We start from the raw sequence: 15,034 nt of genomic DNA, 5'->3' as shown, positions 1-15,034 counted from the left end.
GAGCCCGGATTGCCGCGTGCGGTAACAGTCCGCCGGCCCAATTGGGCGATGCCGGAATGTTCAGGTAGTCTAGTATCTGCTTTTGATTCGAAAGCAGCTGGAGAATTCGCCTAGCGGCCTATGGCGCACGCCTGGAACGCGTGTTGGGTTAACGCCCTCGGGGGTTCAAATCCCCCATTCTCCGCCAGCCAGAAACCCGGTTCTGACCTCGTCAGGGCCGGGTTTTTGCTGTCCTCCAGCCCGTTGACCCATGGCTGGGAGCCCAGCTGCCCAGCCCAGCTGCCAGGTCACGTGCCCGCGTAGCCCAGGCGGCGGAGGCGCTCCCGGGCCGCTTGTTCGCTGGGTCCCGGCCCGCGTCCAAGGGCCAGATGTACGACGCCGAGAGCCACCTTCGTTGCCAGCCTCACGGGGAGCGGGAACGGCCCCAGCCGGGGGACCTGGAGCCCCAGCATGCGGCGGTACTTCGGCTCAAGGCTGTAGACGGCGCCGGCGAAGATGATCCGGTAGCCGGGGCGCAGCAGCGGATGCAGTGGCGGGTTGCGGATGAACTCAACGGTCTCGGCAACCCTGCTGTCCGCCACCAGCTCACCGTTGTTATACCAGCGGTCCAGTTGCTCCCGCATTTCGGCCTCGCTCAGGGGCGGATCCACCACGCCCATCAGCCGTCCGGCCTGGGCCCACTCGCGGACATAGGCGTCGGGGCCGCCGGGGATCCCGGCACCCCAGATTTTGTGGGCCGAGAGGAAGGCGTCCACGAACGCGATGTGGACCCAGCGGGCGAGTTCCGGATCGTTGGCCGAGTAGCTCCGCTCGCCGCCGTGCCCGTCACTGTAGGTCCCCTGTACAGGCTCATGCAGGCGACGGACCCGGGCGGAAGTCTCGTCGGCGGCGGCCTGTGGGCCATAGGTGACGGTGAAGATCCAGCGGATGGTCCGGGCCAGCCGGCTGAGCGGATCTGCGCGGAAGTCGGAGTGCTCGTGGATTCCCGCCAGTGCCCCTGGGTGCAAGGCCTGCATCAGGAGCGCGCGGACCCCAGCCACAATGGTGGCCATGGAGCCGTGCACCGCCCAGACGGCCGAGCCGGGAAGGTGATAGCCGGCGTCGTCCCCTTCGGCCAGCCGCGGAACCCAAGCGGGCTGACCGTCAGTGCTGCCGGTGAATACCCGTTTGATTTCGCCCTGCCATTCCCTGAGGAAATTTCGCATGCCACTATTCTCGTCCAGAAGCCGCGGGCACGGTTCTGAGGGGTGAACCACATAATGTCCGCAGCGGGACCGGCGCGGGGGTTCACAGGCCCGGGTCTTTGTGGTCCCATGAGATGGTAAGTCCGTCTGGAACCGGGGTCTGGCGGGCCAACCCGGGAGTAACGAGTGGGCAATCATCGGGGATCCGGCCGGGAGAAGGAGCCCGCGGGCGGCTGCGCCATAGCCGTGCGCGTGCTGGCCGCCAGCGCCGTTGTTGCCGCGTCACTCGTCGCCGTCGGCCTCCCTGGATCCTCCCCCGTTGAACCCCGCCCGGCAGCTTCGCCGGCGGGTGCCGGACATGTTGGCCTGCCTGGGCTGGCCGGTGCTTTCCTGACGGACAGCCGGGCCTTGGTTCCGTTTAACCGCACACTGGTCAGGACGATCGCCAAAGGCGGGAGCGCTCCGCTCGACGTGGCCGCTGCCGGGCTCACCCGTCCCCCGGAGGGGTCCCTCATGGCGCCCCTTGAGCTCCTCACGTCAAGCTCTCCATTCGGGTACAGGGTCAGTCCTATCACCGGTGCGGGCGGCGATTTCCACCTGGGCCAGGACTTCGCTGCAGGCTGCGGCACCAGGGTTTATTCGGCCGACGCAGGCGTGGTCCGTGCCGCCGGGTGGCATCCCTGGGGCGGCGGCAACCGCGTGGAACTAGACCACGGCAACGGGCTGATCACCACGTACAACCACTTGGAGGCTGTGGCGGTCCGGACGGGGGACTCCGTGCAGGTGGGCCAGGTCATTGCCCGCGTGGGCACCACGGGATGGTCCACCGGCTGCCATCTGCATTTCGAAACCATCCTCAACGGCAAGCACACCAGCCCGCTGAACTGGACACTTCTGCGCATTCGGCAGTTGGACGCGCTCGAGGACATAGCCATGGTCAGCTATGAGGCCAAACCCGTGGACGTCGGCGCGCAACGCTGGGCCATCCCGGTTGCCGAGGACAACAGCCACACGGTCCTTGGCGGCGAAGAGGAACTGTCCGAACCGCCGCCGGTGGAGGGATCAGTGACAACGTCGGAACCGCCGGACGAGGCACCCACGGAAGAGCCGTCGTCGGACGCTACCTCGCCTGAATCCGCATCGCCGGACCCGACTGCGACTGAAACAGCGACGGAAACAGCCACTTCGACGGCATCGCCCTCCCCAACGCCTTCCACGCCCCGGGCAACGCGGACGCCGACTGGAACCTCAAGCGCCACGCCGACGACGACGTCACCCACCCCCACGGGCACCTCGCCTGCGCCGAAGACGAGCGCGTCGCCGTCTCCGACGCCCACTGTTTCCAGGTCGTGGCCGTTCAGGCCTACCTCGCGCCTGACACCGACGCCAGCGCCAACGGTGGAGCCGACAGCAACAACGAGTAGCGGGTCCTCAGCCGAAACAGCGTCGCCCTCGCCCTCGTCTTCTACGACAGCTACAACCACCGCCACGCCTACCGACACCGCAACATGGTCCGAGTCGGCGGGACCCTGACAGAGAACTCCCAGACTGCACCCGTACCCTTGATGGTTGGCAACGAATCACCTGCATGACCAACCTTTCAAGGACGGCGCTGTGACAGACCTGTACACCATTCCCCTCACTCTCAACGACGGCACCGAAACCGACTTTGGCCGGTTCAAGGGCAACGTGGTGCTGGTGGTGAACGTGGCGTCAAAGTGCGGTTTCACTCCGCAGTACGCGGGCCTGGAGACGCTATACGAGAAGTTCCGCGACCGCGGCTTCGATGTGCTCGGAGTTCCGTGCAACCAGTTCGCCGGCCAGGAGCCAGGCAACGACAGCGAGATCGCCGAGTTCTGCGAGCGGAATTTCGGTGTCACTTTCCCGCTGACGGCCAAGGCCAACGTGCGTGGTAAGGACCAGCATCCGCTCTATGCCGAGCTGACAAGGTTCAAAACCAGTGTGCTGCCCGGCCTGGTGAAATGGAACTTCGAGAAGTTCCTGGTCAACCGCGAGGGCGAGGTGGTGGCACGCTTCGCACCCACCGTCGAACCGGACTCCGCCGAGGTCATCGACGCAATTGAAATGGCACTGGCAGAATTTGACGGACCGGCGGCCACAATCGAACTTTCCACGGCTTAATTCTTTAGTTTTTTCCAACTTGGCCGCAACAATTTACCCACAGTTTGCCAATTATCTGATTGGATAATAGTTACTGAAGGGTAGAAGGGAAACGCCGTTTCCCACCAACCACAGAGGCAGCAATGAAGCACATCGAGGCCGAACACCCCCGGCCACGCCACTTCCTTCTCCACCTGAGCGACCCCCACTTGTTGGGAGGTCCGGATCCCCTTTACGGCGCAGTTGACAGCGAAGCCAAGCTCATTCAGCTTTTCGACGAGGTCAGGGCTTCCGGCGCCCGGCCCGAGGCCGTGATCTTCACGGGTGACCTCGCCGACCAAGGCGACCCTCAGGCCTATGCAAAGCTACGGGCAATTGTTGATCCCGCCTGCGAAGACATGGGCGCCCAAGTCATCTGGGCCATGGGCAACCACGACAACCGCGCCAACTTCCGGACCGGGCTGCTGGACGAGCCTGCCAGTGACGCACCGGTGGACCGCAGCTACTTCATCAACGGCCTGCGCATCATCACCATGGACACGTCGGTCCCGGGTTACCACCACGGCGAGCTAAGCCCGGCCCAGCTGGGGTGGCTCACCCGCCAGCTGGATACCCCGGCCCCCGACGGCACCATCCTGGCGCTCCACCATCCGCCGGTACCGTCGGTCCTGGACCTTGCCGTGCTCGTGGAACTGCGGGACCAGGCAAGCCTGGCCTCCGTGGTCCGCAACTCCGACGTCCGGACTATTCTGGCCGGGCATCTGCACTACTCGACCACCGCCACCTTTGCGGGGATTCCTGTCTCCGTGGCCTCGGCCACGTGCTACACCCAGGACCTCAACGTCGCCGTCGGCGGTACCCGCGGCCGGGACGGCGGGCAGGCCTTCAACCTGGTGCACGTCTACGAGCACACCATTGTCCACTCCGTGGTTCCGCTGGGGAACGCGGCCACCGTAGGGGAGCATGTCACCTCGGAAATGACTGCTGAGCGACTGGCCGCCGCGGGCGTCAGCATCCCTGACAACGCCAAAACAGGAGGCGTCAGGAAGGTATCCCTTCCGAACTACGCTATCTAGCCTCACACAGCCCGGCGGGTCGGAGCTCCCGACGCCGGAGCTCCCAACGCCGGCGCAGCCAGCGTCAGGGCCGCGAGCGTCAGAGCTCCCAGGGCGCCTTGATGGGGTAGTACTTCTCCAGGAAGTCGGTCACGAGCTCGGCGCGCTCGTCCGCGGGGACTTCGGGGAAACTGCCGTCGTTGAGGCAGAAGAAGTCCATGTTCCGCTTGGCCAGCAGCTTGGGCAGGGTGTTCAGCCCGGCGCGGGCGGTGGTGTCCACGTACCGCACCTTGGCTGCGGTCTGCGTGACCGCACGGCCTGTCAGCAGCGCGTAGTAGTGGTAGAAGGAATTGGTGACCGAGATGTTGTCCGCGGCGCGGAACCTGCTCGCCGCCGTCTTCTGGAACTCCTCCGGGAACTCACGCTCCATCCTGGCCACAACGCTGCGCCGCAGCGGGGCGGCGGTGTGCTCCAGGTGCCGCGTGGTGATCCGACCGAACCGGTTCCAGAGCAGCTTGCGGTTCACACGGGCGGCGTTCTCGAAGCCACTGCGCTCGGCATCGTTGTCGCCCAGCCCGATCCGGGTCTCGGCCTCGATGAACTTCGTGACGCCACCCGGTGTGAAGAACATGTCCGGGCCCACCGAGCGGCCGAAGAACATGTCGTCATTCGAGTAGAGGAAGTGCTCGGAGAGGCCCTCGATGTGGTGGAGCTGGCATTCCACCGCCTGCGAGTTGTGCGTGGGCAGCACTGCGGGATCGGCGAAAAACTCATCGCTGCGGACAATGGTCACCGACGGGTGCTCCGCGAGCCACTCCGGGGCGGGGGAGTCCGTGGCGATAAAGATGCGGCGGATCCAGGGCGCGAACATGTAGACGGAGCGCAGGGCGTATTTGAGTTCGTTGATCTGCCGGAAGCGGGCTTCGTGGTCGTCGCCTTCGCCGAGAACCACACCCTGCTGCTGGGCACGGCGGGCCGCGATGTATTCGGGAGAGCTGCCGTCAACCCACGAAAACACCAGGTCGATGTCGAAGCTGATGTCGCTGGCGTGGTCGGCGAACATGTTCTCGATGGTGGGCCAGGTGTGGCCGTACCGTTCAACCGTCCCGCGGACAGCGTCCTGGGACTGCATGGTGCGGCGGGTCAGGGAGTTTTCGATCGGGAGGATCAGCTGATCGCCTTCAAAGCTCCAGAGCTCAATCTGGACGCCGGCGGAGGAACCGAACTCGAAACCGCCATCGGGTTCAACCCGCGGACGGTAGAGGCGGAAGATGCGGGCCTGACGGTTGGGGGAGAGATCCCCGTCGGCAACCAGCACGGAGGACTTCTTTTTCGCGTCCACGGTCATGGAGTACACAGGCTCGTTGCGGCAGGCCTCCACCAAGGCCGCCCGCAGCTTCTTGCGGTCTTTCCAGTCCAGGGCGATGACCGGACGGTCGTTGTTGCCGCGCACCAAAAGGTAGTCCAGTCCGGCCTCCGCGAGGACGCCCCGCAGGAACAGCAGGTCCTCAACCATGGCCTGGTACGGCGTCCGGTTGTGGTTTATCAGGGCATACCTGCCCTTGTGCCGGACGACGTCCGGCCGGTGCTTGAGCCGCGCCTCAGCAGCCGGAGATGTCACCTCCGCATGGGTGCGCGGTTCTACGGACGCCTGGCCGCCGTAGTAGATCTCGTCCTGGACAGGTGCTTCTGTAATGGTTGTCTCCGTCGCGGCTAAATGGTAAGCGTTCTTATCTGAATAATAGCGCGACCCCCAAAATGGCAGGCCTCAAACGGGCGCCGCCGGCCGGGGACGGGCTCAGCCGACCATGGCCTCCCGCCAGCTGCGCAGGTAAGCTCCGCCGGCGTCGTCGTGAATGACATCCTCCCCAAGCCCGAGATCGGTGGCGGTCAACACGTCATAAGGCTTGACCGGAACGCCGTCCGCCGGGCGGACATCAACGTGTTTTACGGGGTGGTCATTGTGGTGGAGCCAGTCCGCCATGGCGTAGTCCGTGCGGGAATCACCTACCGTCCGCCACGCCAGCGGCGTGATGCCCTGTGCCGCCAGCAACTCCACGGCGCGGCTGGCGCCGAGGTCTTTACCGAGCCGCACTGACTCAATATCGGTGGAAATGATGGTGGGATCGACGCGGTAGTCCACCTCGTCGTCGGAATTCGGTGCGTGGTGCTCCAGGCGGACCACGCCCATGCCGTGGCGGGTCATGAGGTCCATGGCGTCGGAGTCGAAAAGCTTCTGTTCGGCCAAGTAGTCGGCGGAGGGCACCTCGATGTGCTGCTCAACGGACACCATGGCACGTTTCGTCTCGTCAAAAAACATGTGCCTGGAGTAGTCCTCGGCTACGAGCCGGCGGACGTCATCGCCGTAGGCCTTGGGCACGGCCAGTTCGTGATCAACGTGGATGGGGCCGGGCCCGGCGGCGGTGTAGCTGAACCACACGGCGCCCTTCTCGCAAATGGCGTGGATGACTGTCCCGGCGGGAATGCCGGCGGCGATCATCGGCTCCATGACCTGCTCGCGGATGAAGGTATCGGAGCGGCCGGTATTGAAAATGACCGGAATTCCGGCAGTGGCCAGCGCCACCAGATCGGCAATGATGCCGGGTTTCACGTCACGGGTCACGGGGCTGGCCACGGGTCCGTCAACGTCGAGCAGGAGGGCGAGGGGCGGGGTGGACGGCAGGCGGACGCCGGGCGCGGTGCTGGCAGGGAATTCGGGTGCGGTCATGGCTCCATTGTGTCAGCCACGGGCCTCTGATCCTGCGCTGGCGGCGCAATGTCCACGGCATGTGACAGATGGTCACTGTTTGGCTACAACCTTTGGATGCTGCGGGCCGGACACTTCTCTTGGGCCCCCAAGCTGCCTAGGGTGGCATAGTGATCTTCAAAGCTGTGGGCGAGGGACGCCCGTATCCCGACCATGGTTTCAACACGCCCAAACAGTGGGCGTCGCTGCCGCCTCGACCTGTCCGCCTGGATGAACTGGTGACCACCAAACGGACGCTCGACCTCGAAGCGCTCCTGGCCGAAGACTCCACCTTTTTCGGAGACCTCTTCCCGCACGTGGTGCAGTACCAGGGAACCCTGTACCTGGAGGACGGGCTGCACCGCGCCGTCCGGACAGCGCTGCACCAGCGGACCGCCATCCACGCCCGCGTGCTGGTCATAGATGGCTAGGAAACCCAAGGACGCCAGCGTCCTGCATGGCCACCACGTTGTCACCGGCCCCGAACTGCGGGCCACGTTTGAGGCTGCCGGCGACCCCGACAACCCGGTGCGGGTGCGCCGCCGCGTGGTGCATGGAGTGGTCCTGGTATTGCTGCTGGGCCTCATTGCCGGCGCCATCATCGTTGCGTTGGCCATCATGAGCGGACAGCTGAAGCTTCCGACGACGGCGGGCAGCGATGAGCCCCGGACCACCTGTCCCGGGGCCACCTTTGACTACACCCCCAACGACAAAATCAACCTCAACGTCTACAACTCCACCAGCCGCCCCGGTCTGGCTCGCTCCGTGGCGGATGAGTTGCTGGTCCGGAAGTTTGTGGTGGGTGCCGTGGCCAACACGGATGCCGGCTTCCGCGGTGTGGCTGCGGTGGTTTCAGGGGCTGCCGGGCAGTCTGCGGCCTTCAGCGTCCAACGGAACCTGCCCGGCTCCGACTACTTCCAGGACGGCCGGACGGACGCCAGCGTTGACGTGATTATTTCCAGCGATTTCAAGGAGCTGGCCGCCGCGGACCGGGTAGACCAGACGCCCGGGACGCTCAGCTGCCCGCGGGAAAGCCGGCGGATCGCTGACGATGCCAAGTGGCCGGTTATTCCGACGGCCGGCCCCTGACCTGTTGCCGTTGCTCTATCACGTCTGGTCGCTAAACCAGGCGGATGACGACCGGAGGTGATAGAGCAACGCAGGGGTTTACGGCAAGGGGAGGCTGACGCGCAGGGGTGCGCCGTCGTCGTCGAACCTTGCTCCGGCGCCGAGCTGGATGAACCGCACGGTCCGGGCGATCCGGGCCTCAAGTTCTGCGGGCTCGTTGCTGCCGCGTGCGGCGCTGGAGGAGAGTGTGCCGTGGATGAGCTGCGCCTGCTGGCCAATGTCCGCTTGCGGCAGGTATCCCTGTGCCATGCCGTCCCGGAGGATGCCCTGCAGCAGGACGCTGAGTTCACCCACGTGGTCGGCCAGTTTCGCAAAGGACGACGGCGACAGCACCGCCGCCATCGCCGGTCCGGGCGGGAGATGGCGGCGGCTGAGGTCCTCCACCTGGGTGCGCACGTACAGGGCCAGCCGTTCGACGGGGTTCTCGAGCTTGCTCAGTGACTCCCGGAGTTCGGCGAGGAAGCGCTCGGTCTCGTCCAGGGCGTAGGAGATCAGCAGTTCTTCGATGTCGGCGTAGTAGTTGTACACCGCGGTCCGCCCCACCCCGGCATGCCGGGCGACGTCAGTCATGGTCAGTCCGGGCAGGCCGTGGGTGAACAGGAGCTCCCCGAACGCTGTCAGGACCCGGCGTTGCGTCTCGGCGCGTTGCGCGGCGTTGTTGGCCGCCGAAATCCTGGGCATGCGGACACTTTACCGCGATGTGTCAGTAAACCCGGAGTTTTCGTCCAGATAAACCCGCTTTTGGTGGCCGCTGGGTGGATTATCTGGACAAAAACTCAGCGGCCCGTGTTGGATCGGGCGTGTCAGACAGCGCAGCCGTCCGGGCCGCAGGCCTCGCCGTCGTTGCCGTCCGCGGCAGTGACCAGAACCAGGGGGTTGGTCTCCTGCCAGGCCTGGTTGAGCGCCGCCGTGAACGTTTCGGCAGGTTGGGCGCCGGAGAGCCCGAACTTGCGGTCAATCACAAAGAACGGGACGCCGCTGATGCCCAGGCCGCGGGCTTCCTCGAAATCGAAGCGGACGTCGTCGGCGTATTTGTCCGTGGTGAAGAGTTCGGCGACTTCATCGGTGTTGAGGCCCAGCTCCTGGCCCAGGGTAGTGAGGTACTCGGCGCTTCCGATGTCCTTGCCGTGTTCGAAATGATCGCTCAGCAGGCGTTCCTTCGCGGCATCCTGCTGTCCCTGCTGGGAAGCGAGGTGGATCAGGCGGTGGGCGGTGAAGCTGTTGGCCACCACCACCTGGTCGAACCGGTAGTCCAGGCCCTCGCCCTTGGCCTGCTCGGTGACGTGGTCAAACATCTGCGAAACCTGCTCCGGGGCCATGCCCTTGCGGGTGCTCAAGTACTCCAGTTCGGTGCCGTCATAGTGCTCGGGAAGGGTGGGGTCCAGCTGGTAGCTGCGCCACTTCACCTCCACAGCGTCGCGGTGCGGGAACTCGGCCAGGGCCGCCTCGAACCGGCGCTTGCCGATGTAGCACCACGGACACGCGACGTCTGACCAGATCTCAATCTTCATGCTTGCCACAACTGTGCAGGTCAGACACCCATTCCGCGCGGGCAGTGTCGGATTTGTCACATTGGGCCTTGAAATGGCTCCCGCGCGGGGCGATAGTCGAAGCAGCGGGTTAAGCAGAGGCCATTCTGAACACATCAGTCGGTCGGGGGACTCGGACTTTGATCCTCCCGGAGGCACAGTATGCGGATAGGACTTGTCGCGGCACCATGGATTCCGATTCCCCCGGCCGGGTATGGGGGCATCGAAAGGGTTGTTGACTCCCTTGCCCGGGGATTCATCGCCGCAGGGCACGAGGTGTTGTTGGCTGCAGCGTCGGACAGCACGTGTCCGGCGCCGAGAGTGCCGGGGATGAGGCCATCCGAGCCGGCTGCATTGGGGTTCACACTCTCGGAGCTCAGCCATGTCATCAGGGCCTATGAAGGACTGGGGGACGTGGACATCATCCACGACCACACACTGGCTGGGCCGCTGCTGGCCCGACGAAGGTCCGCCGCCCCCGTGGTGACCACGATTCACGGCCCCCTCACCCCGGCGTCGGCGGATTTGTACCGCGCGATGGCTGCCGACACGGCCATCATAGGCATCTCACGTGACCAGGCTTCCCGTGTGCCGGATGTTCCGATCACCCGCGTGATCCATCACGGAATGGACGTCTCTGCCGTCCCGGTCGGTTCCGGCGCAGGCGGGTACGTCTGCTTTGTCGGCAGGATTTGCCCGGATAAAGGCGTTCTCGAAGCCATCCACATCGCGCGCAGGGCTGGCATTCCGCTGCGGATCGCAGCCAAGATGCGCGAGCCGGAAGAGATCGCGTACTTCCGCTCCGTCATTGAGCCGCTCCTGGGGTCCAACGAGGATTTTATGGGCGAGCTGGAGGACACCGACAAGTTTCAGCTCATGGGTGAGGCGATGGCGTTCCTGAACCCCATCCAATGGTCCGAGCCGTTTGGGCTGGTGATGATCGAATCCCTTTCAACCGGAACTCCAGTAGTGGGAACCCCGATCGGATCCGCACCGGAGATTGTGGACCATGGAAAGACCGGCTACCTTGCGCCCACGGACAGCCTGCACACCTTCCTGCCCCTTGCGGCACAGCTGGACAGGGCGCACTGCCGGGACCGGGCCCTCAAACTGTTCAGCACCGAACGGATGGTGGGCAACCACCTGGACCTCTACACAAAACTGCTGGAAACGAGCCCGCTTCCCGGGGTTCCGGATGTTTCCCATGTGGGCCAGAATCAAACAGGGAGAGCAGTTATCGGGCCGTCGGATCGGGCCCGATCTCTAGCGGGCGGTCATGAGGAAGGAGCGCATCCATGACTGCATGGAACGCCGACACTGAGGCTGATGTCGGCGGGGCTGAGGCCATCACGGTGGTGGAAGGGTCTTCCTTCTGTATCTCTACCCGGAGCGGCGACATCCGTGCCGACGGTGAAACGAATGGCGCGTTCTACCAGGACACCAGGATTGTGTCCCGGTGGATACTGCGCATCAACGGCGCGCTCCGCGAGCCGCTGGTGGCGCAACGGCCCAACTCCTACGAGGCCACGTTCGTGGGCCGCGCCCAGTGGCCCGGCGGCAGGTTCGACAGTCCGCTGGTGGTCCGTCAGGTCCGTCATATCGGACCCGGGCTGCAGGACGACATCACCCTCGAAAACTACTCAGCGGAAGCCGTGGACTGCGATATCGAACTGTTGGTTGACGCCGACCAGGCCGACCTCTTCGACGTCAAGGGCGGCCGGATTCCGCAGGGCGCGCGGGTGAGCCGCACGGTCAGCGACGGTGGGATGCTGATCGAGGCCCTCCGTAACGGCCAGCGGCGCGGCTCCGCCATCCGCGCAGCCGGCGCCGAAATCTCCACCGAGATGCTTCGCTTCCACGCAACCATTCCGGCGCGCGGCGAGTGGTCCACCAGCGTGATTGTGGTCCCGCTCATCAACGGTGTGGGACCCGCGGCGCCGTTCACGCAAGAGGGACAACCGCGCGGACGCGTGGGCGTGCAGCGGCACTTGGCATGGGAAGAACATATTCCGCGCATCAGCGTCGCGGACGGCAATATCGAGGCCACCCTGCGCCGGAGCCAAAGCGATCTGGGGTCCCTCCGGATTTTCGACGCCGAGCACCCGGACCGTGCGGCCGTGGCCGCGGGAGCACCCTGGTTCATGGCACTCTTTGGCCGGGATTCACTGCTGTCCTCCTACATGTCATTGCTGGTTGACCCCACGTTGGCGGCCGGAACCCTCCAGACGCTGGCAACCCTCCAAGGCACGAAGGTGGATCCCGACTCCGAGGAAGAGCCGGGACGCATCCCGCACGAGGTTCGGCTGGGCGTGACGGCGGGGCTGTCCCTGGGCGGGACCGCCTATTTCGGCACGGTGGACGCCACCCCGCTCTTTGTCAGTCTCCTGGGCGAACTGAGCCGCTGGGGACTGTCCGAGGACATCATCGATTCGCTGATTCCCCATGCCGACCGCGCCCTTGACTGGATCGAAAAATACGGCGACCGTGACGGCGACGGCTTTGTGGAATACCTTCGCCCCAACCAGCACGGTCTCCTCAACCAGGGCTGGAAGGACTCCTGGGACGGGATCAACTTTGCCGACGGGCGGATGGCCGAACCACCCACTGCCCTGTGCGAGGTCCAGGGCTACGTCTACTCCGCCTATGTGGGACGGTCCCTGCTGGCGCGCTGGGCCGGGGATCCTGAGACAGAGCACCACTGGGCCGAGCGGGCAATCGCCCTGAAGGAGGCTTTCAACGAGAAGTTCTGGCTGCCGGACAGGGGCTACTTCGCCATCGCGCTGGACAAGGACAAGACTCCGGTTGACGCGTGCACTTCAAACATGGGCCACTGCCTATGGGTGGGCATCGTGGACGAGGAAAAAGCCCCGTCAGTGGCGGAGCGCCTGATGTCCCCCGAACTGTTTACCGGCTGGGGGATCCGGACCCTGGCTTCGGACATGGGCGCCTACAACCCTGTCAGCTATCACAACGGATCGGTGTGGCCGCACGATACGGCGATCGTGGCCACCGGGCTGATGCGCTATGGATTTGTTGATGAGGCTGTGAAGATCGCCAGCGGGATCCTGGACGCCGCCGAACACTTCGACGGCCGGCTGCCGGAGCTGTTCTGCGGGTTCGACCGGTCCGAATTCCACGGCCCTGTCCCGTACCCCACGGCATGCTCGCCCCAGGCCTGGGCCGCGGCAGCTCCCATCCAGCTTGCCCGGATCCTGCTGCGCTTCGACCCGGACTTCACGCGCAACGTGGTCCATCTCGCACCGATCCTCCCGGAGGAAATCGGGGACTTCAGGGCCGAGAACGTCCTGCTGGGGACTTCGCGTGTGGCCATCAGCGCGCGCGGGAGGGAGGGCCGCATCGACGGCCTCCCAGCGCGGCTGAAGCTGCTGAAGGAACCGCGTCCGCCCCTGGACGAACGACTGGGTGGACGGGCCGGAGACTAGCGGCAGGTTTCTCGGGGAGCGCTTAGGGCAGGGCCCGCTCAAGGACGAAGTCGTGCTCCACGGTGGTTCCCAGCCGGAAGGACTTACTGCCCACCTTGCGGAAACCGGACTTTTCGTAGAACCGGATGGCCCGGGCGTTCTGGCTGTTGACCCCCAGCCATACTCCGGCCGCGCCCGCTTCTGCCGCCGCCTGGAGGCTGGCGTGCATCAGTTCGCCGGCTGCGCCCAGGCCGTGGTGTCCGGGGTGGACGTAGCATTTGCTGAGCTCCATGGTGGGCAGCACCTTCAGCGCCGCCGCGACATCCGGATCCTCTGCTGGCCGGTTCACCAGCAGGCTGTAGCCGCGGAGCGCCCCGTCCGCGTCAATGACCAGGATGGTGACATCAGGGTCTGCCAGGTACTCCCGGAAGTGACGTTCGCTGAGCGTGTTTGCCACGTGCGCGGCAATATCCTCCGGTGACGACGACGGCGGGCACGCCAGCGGGAAGGTGACGGCCGCCAGGTCGGCGAGCGGGCCGGCGTCGTCCGTTGTTGCCTTTCGAATCGTGTGGGTCATGCAGGGATTCTACGTGCGCTTCCTAGGGCTTCGTGCTGAAGGCGGCGTCGAAGCTGGTCTGGGAGGCGGGGAAGTCGAACTTCTTCAGGGCGGCGAGTGCTTCGGGGGCGCCGTGGAGCCGGTCCATGCCGGCGTCTTCCCATTCGACGGAGATGGGTCCGGTGTAGCCGATCGCGGCCAGGGCGCGGAAGGATGATTCCCAGGGGACGTCGCCGCGGCCTGCCGAGACGAAGTCCCAGCCCCGGCGCGGGTCACCCCACGGCAGGTGCGAGCCCATAACGGTGTTCCGGCCGGTGGGGCGCAGCTTCGTGTCCTTGCAGTCCACGTGGTAGATCCGGTCCTTGAAGTCCCAGATGAAGGAGACGGGGTCGATGCCCTGCCACATGAAGTGCGACGGGTCCCAGTTCAGGCCGAACGCGGGCCGGTGGCCGATCGCTTCGAGCGTGCGGACGGTGGTCCAGTAGTCGTAGGCGATCTCGCTCGGGTGGACTTCGTGGGCGAACCGGACCCCGCATTCGTCGAAGACGTCCAGGATGGGGTTCCAGCGGTCCGCGAAGTCCTGGTAGCCGGCCTCGATCACGGCGGCGGGGACGGGCGGGAACATGGCCACATACTGCCAGATCGAGGAGCCGGTGAAGCCGACGACGGTGTCCACTCCGAGGGCTTTGGCCAGCCGGGCGGTGTGTTGCATTTCCTCGGCGGCGCGTTGGCGGACGCCCTCGGGATCGCCGTCGCCCCAGACCTTCGCACCGACGATCGCTTCGTGCCTGAAGTCGATGGGGTCATCGCACACGGCCTGGCCCTTGAGGTGGTTGGAGATGGCCCAGACCTTGAGGTTGTACTTCTCCAGGACGGCGAGTTTGGATTCGACGTAGCCGGGTTCGTCCCAGCGCCAGGCGTCCAGGTGGTCACCGGACACGGCTATTTCCAGGCCGTCGTAGCCCCAGCCGGAGGCGAGGCGTGCGACTTCCTCAAAGGGGAGGTCGGCCCACTGGCCGGTGAACAGGGTGTAGGGGCGAGGCATGTCAGGCTCCTTCAGAAATGGTGGTGCGGGCCAGCGGGATGGTGGAGCTTTTCGCGGCGGCGGACTCTTCGATGGCGTTCAGGATCCGCTGCACTTCGAGGCCGTCCTCGAACGACGGCGACGGCGGGGTTCCGGTGCTGATGGCGGTGAGGAAGTCGCGGATCTCATGCGTGAACGTGTGCTCCCAGCCGATGATGTGGCCCTGCGGCCACCAGGCTTCAAGATACGGGTGCTCGGGCTCGTTGACC

Annotated in this window: 14 protein-coding genes, 1 tRNA gene and 1 pseudogene; 8 read left to right on the top strand and 8 right to left on the bottom strand. The window is 65.3% G+C overall.

Translation table 11 applies throughout. The features are described from left to right. Positions 1–99: 99 nt before the first annotated feature. Positions 100–187: transfer RNA gene (locus V6M49_RS03285), tRNA-Ser, on the top strand. A 100-nt stretch (positions 188–287) separates the two neighbouring features. Here V6M49_RS03285 and V6M49_RS03280 read toward each other — a convergent pair. Continuing rightward, entirely contained in the window at positions 288–1,205 is a 918-nt protein-coding gene (locus V6M49_RS03280) for an oxygenase MpaB family protein (RefSeq protein ID WP_332760017.1), read from the bottom strand. 165 nt (positions 1,206–1,370) lie between these two features. On the opposite strand from V6M49_RS03280, the gene V6M49_RS03275 reads away from it, so the two are divergent. From V6M49_RS03275 to V6M49_RS03265, 3 genes are all read left to right on the top strand, one after another. Next, positions 1,371–2,717 carry a M23 family metallopeptidase gene (locus tag V6M49_RS03275; RefSeq protein WP_332760016.1) on the top strand — a complete coding sequence of 449 codons (1,347 nt, stop codon included), beginning with the start codon at positions 1,371–1,373 and terminating at the stop codon, positions 2,715–2,717. A gap of 81 nt (positions 2,718–2,798) precedes the next feature. Next, positions 2,799–3,326 (top strand): glutathione peroxidase, encoded by a 528-nt coding sequence (locus V6M49_RS03270; protein WP_332760015.1) that lies wholly within the window; start codon positions 2,799–2,801, stop codon positions 3,324–3,326. 122 nt (positions 3,327–3,448) lie between these two features. Further along, positions 3,449–4,381: a phosphodiesterase gene (locus tag V6M49_RS03265; RefSeq protein WP_141139353.1), complete on the top strand. Its 933-nt coding sequence runs from the start codon at positions 3,449–3,451 to the stop codon at positions 4,379–4,381. A 79-nt stretch (positions 4,382–4,460) separates the two neighbouring features. Here the strand turns inward: V6M49_RS03265 and V6M49_RS03260 are convergent, their stop codons facing one another. Continuing rightward, positions 4,461–5,876 carry a stealth family protein gene (locus V6M49_RS03260; protein ID WP_141141945.1) on the bottom strand — a complete coding sequence of 472 codons (1,416 nt, stop codon included), beginning with the start codon at positions 5,874–5,876 and terminating at the stop codon, positions 4,461–4,463. 282 nt (positions 5,877–6,158) lie between these two features. Continuing rightward, positions 6,159–7,088, bottom strand: coding sequence for a hypothetical protein (locus V6M49_RS03255; protein ID WP_141139354.1), 930 nt, complete (start codon positions 7,086–7,088; stop codon positions 6,159–6,161). A gap of 149 nt (positions 7,089–7,237) precedes the next feature. On the opposite strand from V6M49_RS03255, the gene V6M49_RS03250 reads away from it, so the two are divergent. Next, the gene (locus tag V6M49_RS03250; RefSeq protein WP_058930154.1) at positions 7,238–7,537 is read left to right on the top strand and encodes a type II toxin-antitoxin system VapB family antitoxin; all 300 of its coding nucleotides are present in this window, start codon (positions 7,238–7,240) and stop codon (positions 7,535–7,537) included. Then, positions 7,530–8,195, top strand: coding sequence for a LytR C-terminal domain-containing protein (locus tag V6M49_RS03245; RefSeq protein ID WP_104062683.1), 666 nt, complete (start codon positions 7,530–7,532; stop codon positions 8,193–8,195). The genes V6M49_RS03250 and V6M49_RS03245 overlap by 8 nt, the downstream gene beginning before the upstream one ends. 78 nt (positions 8,196–8,273) lie before the next feature. On the opposite strand, the gene V6M49_RS03240 is transcribed toward V6M49_RS03245, so the two are convergent. Beyond that, positions 8,274–8,915 (bottom strand): TetR/AcrR family transcriptional regulator, encoded by a 642-nt coding sequence (locus V6M49_RS03240; protein ID WP_141139355.1) that lies wholly within the window; start codon positions 8,913–8,915, stop codon positions 8,274–8,276. A gap of 122 nt (positions 8,916–9,037) precedes the next feature. After that, the gene (locus tag V6M49_RS03235) at positions 9,038–9,745 is read right to left on the bottom strand and encodes a DsbA family oxidoreductase (RefSeq protein ID WP_332760010.1); all 708 of its coding nucleotides are present in this window, start codon (positions 9,743–9,745) and stop codon (positions 9,038–9,040) included. Between the two features lie 180 nt (positions 9,746–9,925). Between V6M49_RS03235 and V6M49_RS03230 the strand changes: the two genes are divergently transcribed. Both V6M49_RS03230 and V6M49_RS03225 read left to right on the top strand, forming a co-directional pair. Next, on the top strand, positions 9,926–11,062 hold the full coding sequence (locus tag V6M49_RS03230; protein WP_332760009.1) for a glycosyltransferase family 4 protein: 1,137 nt from the start codon (positions 9,926–9,928) through the stop codon (positions 11,060–11,062). Then, on the top strand, positions 11,059–13,206 hold the full coding sequence (locus V6M49_RS03225) for an amylo-alpha-1,6-glucosidase (RefSeq protein WP_332760008.1): 2,148 nt from the start codon (positions 11,059–11,061) through the stop codon (positions 13,204–13,206). The genes V6M49_RS03230 and V6M49_RS03225 overlap by 4 nt, the downstream gene beginning before the upstream one ends. Before the next feature lie 22 nt (positions 13,207–13,228). Here the strand turns inward: V6M49_RS03225 and V6M49_RS03220 are convergent, their stop codons facing one another. From V6M49_RS03220 to V6M49_RS03210, 3 genes and pseudogenes are all read right to left on the bottom strand, one after another. After that, on the bottom strand, positions 13,229–13,762 hold the full coding sequence (locus V6M49_RS03220; protein ID WP_332760007.1) for a GNAT family N-acetyltransferase: 534 nt from the start codon (positions 13,760–13,762) through the stop codon (positions 13,229–13,231). Between the two features lie 22 nt (positions 13,763–13,784). Then, positions 13,785–14,786, bottom strand: coding sequence for a sugar phosphate isomerase/epimerase family protein (locus V6M49_RS03215; RefSeq protein WP_332760006.1), 1,002 nt, complete (start codon positions 14,784–14,786; stop codon positions 13,785–13,787). A 1-nt stretch (position 14,787) separates the two neighbouring features. After that, a pseudogene (locus V6M49_RS03210) lies at positions 14,788–15,034 on the bottom strand (gfo/Idh/MocA family oxidoreductase); the annotation flags it as partial.

Source organism: Pseudarthrobacter sp. (assembly GCF_036675385.1).
Taxonomy (GTDB): Bacteria; Actinomycetota; Actinomycetes; order Actinomycetales; family Micrococcaceae; genus Arthrobacter.
Note: the sequence above shows the minus strand (reverse complement) of the source record. Positions and strands in the feature narration are given on the sequence as shown.

Bases quoted from the DNA above. Each gene is read 5' to 3' on its own strand.
- V6M49_RS03225 (WP_332760008.1), top strand. From the start codon at position 11,059: ATGACTGCATGGAACGCCGACACTGAGGCTGATGTCGGCGGGGCTGAG.
- V6M49_RS03260 (WP_141141945.1), bottom strand. From the start codon at position 5,876: ATGGTTGAGGACCTGCTGTTCCTGCGGGGCGTCCTCGCGGAGGCCGGA.
- V6M49_RS03235 (WP_332760010.1), bottom strand. From the start codon at position 9,745: ATGAAGATTGAGATCTGGTCAGACGTCGCGTGTCCGTGGTGCTACATC.
- V6M49_RS03245 (WP_104062683.1), top strand. From the start codon at position 7,530: ATGGCTAGGAAACCCAAGGACGCCAGCGTCCTGCATGGCCACCACGTT.
- V6M49_RS03265 (WP_141139353.1), top strand. From the start codon at position 3,449: ATGAAGCACATCGAGGCCGAACACCCCCGGCCACGCCACTTCCTTCTC.
- V6M49_RS03230 (WP_332760009.1), top strand. From the start codon at position 9,926: ATGCGGATAGGACTTGTCGCGGCACCATGGATTCCGATTCCCCCGGCC.
- V6M49_RS03280 (WP_332760017.1), bottom strand. From the start codon at position 1,205: ATGCGAAATTTCCTCAGGGAATGGCAGGGCGAAATCAAACGGGTATTC.
- V6M49_RS03220 (WP_332760007.1), bottom strand. From the start codon at position 13,762: ATGACCCACACGATTCGAAAGGCAACAACGGACGACGCCGGCCCGCTC.
- V6M49_RS03215 (WP_332760006.1), bottom strand. From the start codon at position 14,786: ATGCCTCGCCCCTACACCCTGTTCACCGGCCAGTGGGCCGACCTCCCC.
- V6M49_RS03240 (WP_141139355.1), bottom strand. From the start codon at position 8,915: ATGCCCAGGATTTCGGCGGCCAACAACGCCGCGCAACGCGCCGAGACG.
- V6M49_RS03255 (WP_141139354.1), bottom strand. From the start codon at position 7,088: ATGACCGCACCCGAATTCCCTGCCAGCACCGCGCCCGGCGTCCGCCTG.